The 11,494-nt window shown below is 38.6% G+C and carries 10 protein-coding genes; 2 read left to right on the forward strand and 8 right to left on the reverse strand.

The features are described from left to right. Position 1 precedes the first annotated feature (1 nt). Genes TEL01S_RS07600 through glmS form a run of 3 tightly spaced genes read right to left on the reverse strand, consistent with a single transcriptional unit; the run spans position 2 to position 4,404 of the window. On the reverse strand, positions 2-2,380 hold the full coding sequence (locus TEL01S_RS07600; RefSeq protein WP_012003517.1) for a Lon protease family protein: 2,379 nt from the start codon (positions 2,378-2,380) through the stop codon (positions 2-4). Positions 2,381-2,392: 12 nt separating this feature from the next. Continuing rightward, positions 2,393-2,593, reverse strand: coding sequence for an FmdB family zinc ribbon protein (locus tag TEL01S_RS11215; RefSeq protein ID WP_028843876.1), 201 nt, complete (start codon positions 2,591-2,593; stop codon positions 2,393-2,395). A gap of 14 nt (positions 2,594-2,607) precedes the next feature. Beyond that, entirely contained in the window at positions 2,608-4,404 is a 1,797-nt protein-coding gene (gene glmS / locus TEL01S_RS07610; RefSeq protein ID WP_028843875.1) for a glutamine--fructose-6-phosphate transaminase (isomerizing), read from the reverse strand. Between the two features lie 97 nt (positions 4,405-4,501). Between glmS and TEL01S_RS07615 the strand changes: the two genes are divergently transcribed. After that, the gene (locus TEL01S_RS07615; RefSeq protein WP_012003519.1) at positions 4,502-5,743 is read left to right on the forward strand and encodes a 2-hydroxyacyl-CoA dehydratase subunit D; all 1,242 of its coding nucleotides are present in this window, start codon (positions 4,502-4,504) and stop codon (positions 5,741-5,743) included. Next, a complete protein-coding gene (locus TEL01S_RS07620) occupies positions 5,740-7,428 on the forward strand; it encodes an acyl-CoA dehydratase activase (protein WP_012003520.1) in 1,689 nt (562 codons plus the stop codon). Before TEL01S_RS07615 ends, TEL01S_RS07620 begins: the two co-directional genes overlap by 4 nt. Here the strand turns inward: TEL01S_RS07620 and ispE are convergent. The 5 genes from ispE to TEL01S_RS07645 are packed head-to-tail and all read right to left on the reverse strand — an operon-like array spanning position 7,400 to position 11,486. After that, positions 7,400-8,227 (reverse strand): 4-(cytidine 5'-diphospho)-2-C-methyl-D-erythritol kinase, encoded by an 828-nt coding sequence (gene ispE / locus TEL01S_RS07625; RefSeq protein ID WP_012003521.1) that lies wholly within the window; start codon positions 8,225-8,227, stop codon positions 7,400-7,402. The genes TEL01S_RS07620 and ispE overlap by 29 nt on opposite strands. Then, the gene (locus TEL01S_RS07630; protein WP_012003522.1) at positions 8,179-8,769 is read right to left on the reverse strand and encodes an NUDIX domain-containing protein; all 591 of its coding nucleotides are present in this window, start codon (positions 8,767-8,769) and stop codon (positions 8,179-8,181) included. The genes ispE and TEL01S_RS07630 overlap by 49 nt, the downstream gene beginning before the upstream one ends. Before the next feature lie 14 nt (positions 8,770-8,783). After that, on the reverse strand, positions 8,784-9,341 hold the full coding sequence (locus tag TEL01S_RS07635; protein ID WP_012003523.1) for a thymidine kinase: 558 nt from the start codon (positions 9,339-9,341) through the stop codon (positions 8,784-8,786). Positions 9,342-9,343: 2 nt separating this feature from the next. Next, the gene (gene xerA / locus TEL01S_RS07640) at positions 9,344-10,204 is read right to left on the reverse strand and encodes a site-specific tyrosine recombinase/integron integrase (protein ID WP_012003524.1); all 861 of its coding nucleotides are present in this window, start codon (positions 10,202-10,204) and stop codon (positions 9,344-9,346) included. Positions 10,205-10,208: 4 nt separating this feature from the next. After that, positions 10,209-11,486: an ArsB/NhaD family transporter gene (locus tag TEL01S_RS07645; protein WP_232504353.1), complete on the reverse strand. Its 1,278-nt coding sequence runs from the start codon at positions 11,484-11,486 to the stop codon at positions 10,209-10,211. Positions 11,487-11,494: the final 8 nt, after the last annotated feature.

The following is an 11,494-nucleotide window of genomic DNA, read 5'->3' on the forward strand; positions in this document are numbered from 1 at the left end:
TTTATTTACTCTTTCTGGTTTTTCTCCTCTTTAATGTTTTAACTCTGTTTTCTGATATCTCCCTGGCTTTCTGAAGAGCTTTGATAACCAGATAATTTACCGAACCACGCTCATAACCACCTGTTTTCGTCAATTTGCCCGCTTTCTTACCGGTGAGAAGCTCTATAGCATCATCGACGTGCTCTACGGTCCAGATATGAAATCTGCCCTGCTTAATATCTGATAAAACACCATCGTTAAGAACAAGATTTTTCAAATTTGATTTTGGTATTACCACTCCTTGGCTGCCTGTCATACCATGTAATTTACAGGCTCTATGAAAGCCTTCAACTTTTTCAGTAACTCCCCCAACTGGCTGGACTTCTCCATGCTGATTCATAGAGCCAGTGACTGCTATTTCCTGTTTCACAGGTATTTTTGCAATAGCACTTATTAAAGCTATGACCTCCGCCAGCGATGCACTATCACCTTCTATCATTCCATAGACCTGTTCGAAATTTATTGTTGCACTGATAGATAATGGAACATGCCTGGCATAACGTTCGCCAAAAAACCCCTCAATTGTTAAAACCGCTTTGCTGTGAATTTTTCCACTCAAATCTGCTTCTCTCTGTATGTCAACAACCCCTGATTTACCTAAATGAGCCCTGGCGGTAATTTTTACAGGCACACCGAAACTATGGTCAGAAAGTTCCATCACAGTTAATCCGTTCACCTGCCCTATTTTATTTCCCGACGTCTCAATCATCAGATCTCGGGCTTTTATTTGAGAATCATACTTTTCTTGAATCAAACTCACTCTTTCTTCCCTCTGTTCAATTGCACATACTACATCCTGCCTTGTGATTGTTTTATTCTCGCGTTCTTCAGCAATGCTGCACGCTTCTCTGATCAAACTACTGATTTCTCCGAGTTTGACAGAGAGTTTTCCTCTATCTGCAGCAAGTTTTGAAGAATACCAGAGGATTTTTTCAACAGCTTCACGGTTGAGATGAGGCAATTTAAATTCACAACAAGTTGATGAAATAAATCCAAGATATTTCTTCACATTATCTTCGTTCATTTCAAGCTCCCAGTCAAACTCACTTTTAACTCTGAAAAGCTTTCTAACATCTTCATCATACGCATGCATGAGATAATAAACTTTTGGGGAGGCTATTAAAAAGACTTTCACATTCAATGGTATTGGCTGGGGTCTAAGTGAAACAACATTTGAAAATCCGAGGGCATTTTCTAAATTCTCGATCGTTATTTCCTCAGATAGTAAAGCTCTTTTGACACATTCCCAGGCATACGGATTCTTCAAAAGATTTTCGACTTCGAGAATCAGAAAACCACCGTTTGCTCGGTGAAAAGCTCCGGCTTTGATAAGCGTAAAATCAGTCAACATTATTCCGCCCTTGCTGTAATACTCAACCTTACCAGCGAGGTTCGAATAAGTGGGATTCCTTTCAAAAATCACCGGTGCTCCCTGCAGCTCAGAATTATCGACAATCAGGTTGACAGAATATCGTTTTTTGTACAGTTGTCTGAGGTCCTCGTTTTCACTTCTCAGATCACTGAGATTTGCAAGTACGTCATTTTCCACAGTACTGAGATATTCAACAACGTCGTAATTTGACTCATATTGTTTCTTTATCTCATCAAATAGAGCTCCTATGGTAAACAGTGCGGCATATTTGTCGAGATCTTTCAGTTTTTCTTTGTATTCTCTGTCAAGTTTTCTTGATTTATAAAGTGTTCCATCTATTATATGTTTCAACTTTCGGCTATTCTCGTTGAACATCTCTTTCACATTATCTGGTAAAGAATCCAGTGTTTCAGGAGTTAATGGTTTTCCATCGTAAATTGGCACAGTCACGACTCCAGTAGAAGTGATCTGAACTGCGAAACCAAGTTCTTTCGCTTTTTCCTGAAGTTCTTGCCACAATACAGTCTTCTTTCGCATATATTCATCTTCAAGTTCAGATCTTTTCGAAGCATAATCCTCGCTTTCAAATGTTTTTTCTACCAGCTCAATGACTTCTTCTGAGAGTTTTTCCATATCAGACTTTAATTGCGATCCTTTTCCTGATTCTAAGGAAATCGCCCTCGGCTCTGATGGATTTGAAAAATTATAAACATAGACCCAGTCTTTTGGAGCAGGCATTTTTAGTGAATATTTTTGTAAAAAAGATGTTACAAAACTTCTGCGACCTGTTCCGGGCAAACCAACTACAAAGACATTGAAACCCTTTTCGTTGATTTTTAAAGCTGTTTCAACAGCTTTTTTAGCTCTTTCCTGACCTATGAATCCCTGAGCAGGCTCTATTTCTGCACTTGTAGAAAAATCTGGCAGATATGGGCAGCGATAAACCAGATCATCATATTCCGCTTTCATAAAATTTCCCCCTCAAGTATGAGTTGAACAACCAGAACAACCAGAGCAACTCCCTGAAGAACAGGAATTTGATGAACCTTTTATCTGAATTCTTGGCAACTGCTTTACTAATTCCCCTCCGCAGTCCGGACAATCTGGGGCTTTTTCTCCCATTTTCATAAAAAACTCGAATTCCTTTTTACATTTTTCACAATAATACCTATAAAATGGCACGATAACCCTCCTCTCTAATCAACCGTCACTGTTTTGGAAAGATTTCTTGGTAGATCTGGATTTTTTCCTTCTCTGATAGCAAAATGGTAAGCAAAAAGCTGAAGTGGGATTGTAGCCAGAAAAGGAGACAAATACCATGGACAATCTGGATAATGAACCACTTTCATAACATTTGATGCAATTTCTTCAGAATCGTCAGAAATAGCTATTGCATACCCGTTTCTGCATGTTACTTCGTTTATGTGAGACACAATCATGTTGGTTTGAGAGCTGTGAGTAACAAAAAAGACAGGATAATTTTCCTCAACCATCGACAGTGGACCATGCTTGAATTCTGAAGAATACATTCCCTCAAAGTGCTTGTAAACAACTTCCTTTATCTTCAAAGCCCCTTCGAGCGCTACAGGGTGCATAACACCGTAACCAAGCACATATGAATCAGAAAAATTTGTCTGTGATTCTACCAATTCTTTTATTTGAGGCTCTGCTTGATGGAGTGTTTTCTCGAGCAATTCTGGCAGATTCTTAATCTGTTTTATATAATTATCGTCAAAACTCATCTTTGCCGCGAGATAATAAAGCACAGTGAGTTCGTTAATAAAAGTCTTCGTTGCCGGCACTGATATCTCTAATTCACAACAAAGAGGCACATTTAAAAGACTTCTCATCATTACCGTGGATCCCGTAACATTTACAATCGATAGCACAGTGCATTTGCCATCGAGAGAGTTGAGAACGTTTATCACATCCTTGGTTTCTCCACTTTGAGAAACCAAAATAAGCACATCTTCTTCTCCAACCGCATTTGCATAATTTTCAACAAACCTTCCTGCCTCACATGATACAGAAACTTTTTTTGCGAACTTGTTGAAAAAATAACTACCGGCAAGTGATGCGTGATAAGAACTGCCCGATCCTACTATAAAGATATTTCTTGCACGATTCAGAATATTAATGTATCTTGTAAGATCCATATCAAACCTCAAAAACTCCAGCAAAGTTGAGGTTGTTCTGGGCTGTTCATAGATCTCTTTAAGCATGTAATAATCAAAACCAAGCTTGGAAGCGGCCTCAGAAGAAATGTCCATAATTTGAGGTTCTCTCTGTATTTCATCGCCAGTTTTGATATCTCTGATTCTGTAAGAACAATGATCAAACTCGACGTACTCTCCATCTCTTAAAGGAACTATTCTACGAGTCAATGGAATAATTGATGGTAGATCAGATGAGGCGCAGACAAATCCTTTTCCGACTCCGAGATAAAGAGAAGATCCACGTTTAATGCAATACATTTTTCTATCATCAACACAGGTTATAACACACGCAAAGTCACCTTTCAGTATTTCGCCAGCTTTCTGAATAGCGAGATCCATATTATGATGGATATCATAAAATTTTTCTATGGCGTGAACTACTATCTCACCATCATTTTCACTCCTCAGTGTATGACCTTCTTCAGTAAAAAGCTTTCTCAACTGAACTGTATTGATTATGTTCCCATTATGAGCACCTATCATATTTTTGTCACAATCATAGTGAGGCTGGGCATTTTTTTGCGATGGTGTCCCAAAGGTGGCCCATCTGAGCTGAACAATACCTTTGAACCCCTTCATCTGTTCAAAGTTCAATTTCTGGTTGACCTCATCGACTATACCTACATCTTTTCTCAGATCAGAACTTCCACTTTCACTCACAACCCCAATACCTACAGAATCATAACCCCTGTAAACCAATCTTTTAGCAGCTGCTGTCAGGATCTTCCCGAGATCTTCGCGCTCTTCTTCGAAGATTATTCCAAAGACTCCGCACACACTATCTCCCTCCAGATTCAAGAGTCTCTTACAGATATAGTATACTGTTTCTTGTGCCATAACAAGCAGTCTCAAACGGGAGGATCAACAAACATATATGAGTGAGAAAAGCGTTGCGTTTGGCAGATTTCTGAAAAAATTTCTCGATAAACCGTTGCTGTTCAAAAGATTTTTGAATCTTGGCTTGTCAGCAGAATTAGCAAGAAGAAAAATGGCTGCCATTACCAGAAATGACTTCACCAGCTGGATGGATTTTGCGGCATTGAAAGCTGTACAAAAAGCTGTGTGCGGTGATACAGCATGGGTCAATCTATTTTTCCCTGTTGAAATTATACACGCATTCAGACTCAATTGTGTTTCTGCCGAAGGATTATCTGGAATGTTTGCTTCTATGCTCCTTGAGGACACAGCTATAACAAAAGCCGAATCTTTGGGAATTTCTCGAAATCTTTGCACCTTTCACAGGACAGGAATCGGCATAAGTTACTCGGGTTTTTTTCCAGGTCCTTCCTTTGTAGCAACAACGAATATTCTCTGTGATGGAAATATCCCTGTATTCACCACATATTCGAAACTGTATTCAGTACCTCTTTATGTCATAGATGTTCCAAGAAACAATCACTTGGGCAGCGAAGAATATCTGGTCAGGCAAATGGAAGATCTTATTTTCAACATAGAAAACCATCTTGGAAGGAAATTTGTCTATTCAGAACTTGTAAAACAACTTGAAATAGAAAAAGAGGCCCTCGATATAATGAGAGAAGCCTACCATAAACTTTGCATTAGACCGCTACCAATGGAATTGTACCAGCATGTCAACGCACTGTATTCTTTTCATATCGCCCCAAAGCATTATATTTTAAAGGCTGCAAAATCACTTATCAAATACGACAAACCACCAGAAAACAATAAAAAAATTCTCTGGTTACACCTCGCACCATATTACGATAACGAACTCTACAAAATCTTTTGCAGAACTTCTAAAACAATTGTTGCAACGAGTGAGTTCGAATGGGATTGGCTGTACTGGCAGGTAGATCCGGTGCATCCTTTTCAATCTCTTGCGAAGAAACTCATGCTAAACCCGGAAATTGGTCCCGTTGAAAAAAGAATAGATTTTGTTAGCAAATTGGCGCTGGATTTCAAGGTTGATGGCGTTATACATTTTAATCACTGGGGTTGCAAGCAGTCGTGGGGCAGCATTCATTTGATAAAGGAAAATTTTGAAAAACTTGGAATACCGTTTCTTGCAATAGATGGAGATTGCGTGGATCATTCAAATCAGTCATCTGCTCAGTTCAAAACACGAATTGAAGCCTTTTTGGAGATGATAGAGTGATTGTATACAATTGTCCTCTTGTCCCGTTTGAGTTTTTTAAAGCCCTTGATATACCTGCAAAACGTATTCAAAACTCTGGTTGTGAATTTGAATTGTTTCATTCGAATATATGCTCATTCTGTAAAAACTCATTTCCCTCGGTGAATCCTGAAGAAATTGTCATCTGGGTGGATTCGTGTGACTCAATGAGAAGAAGCGAAGATTTTTTAAAGAGAGCTTGTACTGTTTTCGACCTTCACATACCTGTTACCGTAAATGAAAAAAATGTCGACAAGCTGGCTCACGATTTGAGAAATCTCTGGAACAACCTCAAGCAGAGATACGGAGAAGCCGATGATGAAAAACTCATCATTGAACACAAGAATTTTCAAAAACAAAGTGAAAAGCTTTTGAAACTGCTTAACAACGATTTAAGATCTTCGGCGGAGCTTTATGAACAGATGACCTGCCAAAAGTGGATTGGTTCTGTTGAGAAAAAAGGTATACCAATATTGATCCTCGGAGCCTATGTTGAAAAAGACCTGATAAAGGTAATCGAAGACAGCGGGGGATATGCCTTAAATGGAACCTGTTCAGGACCGTTCGCGATAATTGGTGAGAATCTTAACAGCAACGATGTTTTCAAAAACATGGCCTTCAGAATTTTGAAAAAAAGTATCGTATGTATGCGATCTGCACATAACAGAGATATAGAAAAAATAATAAATTTCTACAGGCCATCCGGTATAATCTTACATACAATAAAATTTTGTGACTTCTACGGTTTCGACGAAAAAATTCTGAGAAACCTTAAAATTCCATTTACTGTTGTTGAAAATGATCTCAGCGGCACCAGCGCTCAATTGAAAACACGAATGGAGGCTTTGATAGAATTAGTGAAAAATTCAGAAAAGCAACCGGAAAGAAAATGCTACTACTTTGTCGGAATTGACAGTGGTTCAACAACAACGAAAATAGCTGTAATTAACAAAGACATGAAGATTGTTTATCAAGACATAATTAAAACAGGCGCTTATCCTAACTTAGCATCAAAAGCCATTTTTGAGAAAATGCTTGCAAAATTGAATATCAAAAAAGAAGCTGTCTATGTCGTATCAACAGGATACGGTAGGTCTTCCGTGGATTTTGCAGATGAGCAAATAACTGAAATAACCTGTCATGCAAAAGGAGTATATCAATTTCTGCCACAAACACGCACAGTAATCGATATAGGTGGTCAGGATAGCAAGGTGATAAGAATTGAAAACGGTAAGGTAATCGACTTTGTTATGAATGACAAATGCGCCGCTGGTACAGGAAGATTCCTCGAGGTGATGGCGAACGTTCTCGACGTCCCGTTGGATGAAATAGGTGAACTTTCCCTGAGATATTCAACAGAATTAAGCATAAGCAGCGTCTGCACAGTTTTTGCCGAATCCGAAGTGATCTCGCTGAGATCACACGGTCATTCGCGAGAGGATATACTGCACGCAGTTCACCTGGCAATTGCACGGAGGATAGGCACAATGTGCCAGCGAGTCAATGCAGATGTCCCGACTGTTTTAACAGGTGGAGTAGCTCAAAACAGAGGTGTAAAATTTGCTCTCGAAAAACACATGAACACTCGTATCGATATTCCAAAAAACCCTGTGCTGATGGGTGCTATCGGCGCTGCGCTTATAGGTGCTGAAAAACATCTTCAATGAACCTATATTTTCCTTTATCTGCTTGAACAGCAAAAATACATGAGCCACTACCTGTCATCATGGCAACAATCGGGTTGCACCTCTGAGCTTTATCAAGCGCGTCCTGTATTTGTGGATATTTAGAAGTCATTATTTCTTGAAAAACATTGTAAGAAAGTGCTTTTATCTGATTATGGTCCCTTTTCAAATAAGCTTCATAAAGCTTTAAAGCAAAGTCCGGTTTTTTTGCGTACGTCGATTCGTGTATCATTTGATAAGCAAACTTGGTAGAAACAGAAATTGTTGGGCAAAACAGATCTACTCTGTAATCACTTATAGGGTTGAGAAAGGTAACTTTTTCACCTCTTCCTTCAACTATTGCCGTTCCTCCAACAATCAAAAATGGTACATCAGATCCAACTTCAGCAGCAAGTATCAACAAGTCTTTGATGGAGATCTTAAGTTTTCTTCCTAAGAACCGAAGAACAGCTGCTGCATCAGAACTTCCACCACCAAGCCCAGATCCCATCGGGATGTTTTTTTTCAGTCTCACTTTTATTCCAAAACCCACATTATAAAACTTCTCAACTGTTCTGAAAGCTTTCTCTATCAAATTTGTTCCTTGTATTTCGATGTTAGTCTCTATTCTCACTTCACCACGTTTATCGATCTGGCTAATTTCAAGTTCATCATGCAAATCTATTGTTTGAAAAAGACCTGTTATATTGTGATAGCCATCCGGTCTTTTGGAAAGCACGTCCAAGTAAAGATTTAACTTTGCGTAAGCTCTTTCAATCTCAAAATAGTCAGATATGACCATCCCTCCAGATTTTTCTCATCAACGCGAATTTCATTCAAAGCTTTCCACCAGTATTCAAACATATCTGGCTCGTTCAACCCATGAAAAGTCGCTGTTGCAATATAAGCAACTCCAACATGGACCCTGCTGACGGGTGATTGAAGATCATTTATTAATCCTATGTACTGTAAATCTAATAAATCTACTTTCACCTCTTCATCTATTTCTCTTTTCATTCCATTCAAAAATGCACACCATGGGTCTGCACCATCTTCCCGTCTGATATGTCCGCCAACACCCACAGAAAATTTATTATGAAGTCTTTTTTCACCCTGTTTGTCAGTTCTCCTTAAAAGTAATATTTTGTCATCATTCATTACAACGACATAAGGAATTACCTGTCTGAAACGTTCATCGCTTTCAGCGATATCTCTATCAACAAATACACCATATTTTTTGACAGCTGTCTCTATATCTCTCAGTTCCACATAGATCAGCCCTTCCTGCATATTTGTAAGCTGATCAACAACAGTCGCTGGCACAGTCAAAATTTTTTCCTGCAACTCGAAGCCCTCCTTCAGTCATTTTTTGAAGCAACTTTGTTATAACAATCCCTGCAAACAGCTATGTATTTTTCTTTGCCTCCAATGTCTATTTCGGAATCGTCCTGAACAAATTTGTAGGTAAGCGTTGCGTTGTATTCACCACATATGTGGCACACCGCTTTCTTTTTGATGATTTCATTTGCAAGCGACATCAAAAGCATAGTAGTTTCGAATGGATTTTGCTTGAAAGTCATATCAAGCCCGGCACAGAAAATATCAACATCCTGATCGAGTAATTGTCTGACGATTTTAACCAAGTCCTTGTCAAAAAACTGGACCTCATCAACAAAAACCGCATCTACAGGTTGTTTGATGTATTTCATTGCATCAGCAGATTTCTCAACAGCAATCGCTTCTACTTCAACACCAGCGTGGGTTTTCACACAATCAACCCCATAGCGATTATCCAACGAAGGCTTGAAAACAATCGTCTTTTTTCTTCCAAGTCTGTAGATTTCAACATAAGAAAGTAGTTCGGTAGTTTTTCCAGAATACATAGGTCCCACTATTAATGTCAGTTTTCCAGCCACATTCAACCCTCCTGCAGCAATTTGTTTATTGCATCGAATTTTTCCTGATCTACAACATGCAGATACACACTTGTTGTTGATAAATTAGAATGCCCAAGTAGGTCCTGAACAACTCTTATATTAACTCCTTTTTGTAGAAGATGGGTAGCAAATGTGTGCCTGAGCGTGTGGGGGTGAATTCTTTTTTTGATGCCACACATCATTGTGTATTTACGCACTATCCTGAAAACTGTACTTGGATGTATTTTAATCTGTGAGCCAAAAAGGTAATCTTCTGGAGACTTTCCGCAACTGGTAATGTAGTTTTCAAGCTTTTCAGCAAGTTTACTGGTTAAAGGCACTATTCTATCTTTTTTCCCCTTTCCCATTGTTATTTTGACAAAAGCAGGGGAAAATGATAGATCTTCTACTCTGAGATTACATAACTCACTCACTCTCAAGCCGCAAAAATATAGAAGGGATAGCATGAGATAATCGCGCTGATTTTTCATTGAAAACTCAAGCAATTTTTGAATTTCAGAAGGCAACAGAAAATCCGGTATCCTTCTGCGAATTTTGGGGTTTCTAATGCCTTCAACAGGATTTTCATCTTTAATAGATGTTAACTGAAGATAATTGAAGAAGCTTCTCAACGATGATATCTTTCTGGCCAGAGAAGTTGAATTCAACTTTGTCTTCTGTTTAGAAAGTTTTTTTATGTATTCTTCTATATGGAGCCGTGAAACATCTTTCAATTCGATATCATTTTCAATTAAAAAGCACAAAAATTGTTTTACATCTCCCACATAAGCAACAACTGTGTGATCAGAGAGTCTTCTCACATGCATCAGGTAATCTGAAAAATTCTGAAGGATTCTTTCCAAAATCTCACCATCCAGTTAGATAGATGAAAATTACGTAAATGTTCGCAATGAGCAGCATTAATAAAGTTATAGGTGCAGCTCTTTTCATATAGCTGACAAATCTAACAGTCCCCCCACCATACTTACCAAGCAGTGAGACACCAACGATATTCACTGCAGCACCAATTGTTGTACCATTTGCACCAAGCGACGCTCCCAAAGAAAGTGCCCACCAGATTACGGGGGTAAAACCCATCAATAAGAGTGTTTGAACGACTGGTATCATAATAATAACTGTAGGAACAGCGCTCAAAAACATTGCAAGTATGCCGGAAAGCCATATTAGCGTTGTCATTAGAATGATCGGCGAATGTACTTTCGAAATAACATTTGTTAAATAATCTATCAGTCCGACTTTTCTCATCGCATAGGTTATCATAAAAAGTCCTATCAAAAAGAACAACGTGTCCCATTCAACCTCTTTTGCAGCCTCCTCAAAAGATTTTCCATATATAACAAGGGCAATTGTTGCTCCAGCCATAGATATCAACGCCATTTCATAATCAAGTACTTCGTGCAAAGCAAAACCGAATATCACTCCCAGAAACACAAACAGCAGAGCTATCATTTTCTTTTTATCTATTATTGCTGACTTCGGATCTGTCGTTGCCAGTTTTTTTATTTTTTCCCTCATTGATTCATCCGAGTTCATTTTCCTGAACCAGATAAACAACATCAGCATAAGTATCAAAATACACACAGGAGCAAGGTGTATTATAAAACTGTTGAAACTTAACTTACTTGCAGAACCAATAATTATGTTTGGTGGGTCGCCTATCATAGTCGACGCACCCCCCAGGTTAGAGGCTATTATTCCTGTAACCATCAAATATTTTGCATCTATTCCAACAGTATCAGATATAAAAAGCAATATAGGTGCAAAGATCAATATTGTCGTGACGTTATCCAGAAAAGCTGAAAGCAAAGCTATTGATATAACAATGAGAGAGAGAGTCTTTCTTATATCCCCTCTCCCCATCTTAACAGCATAAACAGCCACAAATTGAAAGAAGCCTGTTGATTTGAGCAATCCCACTATGATCATCATACCTGCAAGCAAACCGATAGTGTTGAAATCTATGAATTGGGATAAATTTTCGAGACTCATGTCTTCAACAATTTTCATGAATGCAACTATGAGCCCCATTAAAAAGACCATCACAGAAGATTTAAACCTGCCACTCAATATGAAGTAATATGACACACAGAAAATAGCGAGCATCAACGCCTGCGAAAACACCACTTATCACC

It is taken from the genome of Pseudothermotoga elfii DSM 9442 = NBRC 107921, from assembly GCF_000504085.1.
Taxonomy (GTDB): Bacteria; Thermotogota; Thermotogae; order Thermotogales; family DSM-5069; genus Pseudothermotoga_B; species Pseudothermotoga_B elfii.

Coding starts and splice junctions, on each gene's coding strand:
- TEL01S_RS07600 (WP_012003517.1), bottom strand. CDS start 2,380: ATGAAAGCGGAATATGATGATCTGGTTTATCGCTGCCCATATCTGCCA.
- TEL01S_RS07615 (WP_012003519.1), top strand. CDS start 4,502: ATGAGTGAGAAAAGCGTTGCGTTTGGCAGATTTCTGAAAAAATTTCTC.
- ispE (WP_012003521.1), bottom strand. CDS start 8,227: ATGGTCATATCTGACTATTTTGAGATTGAAAGAGCTTACGCAAAGTTA.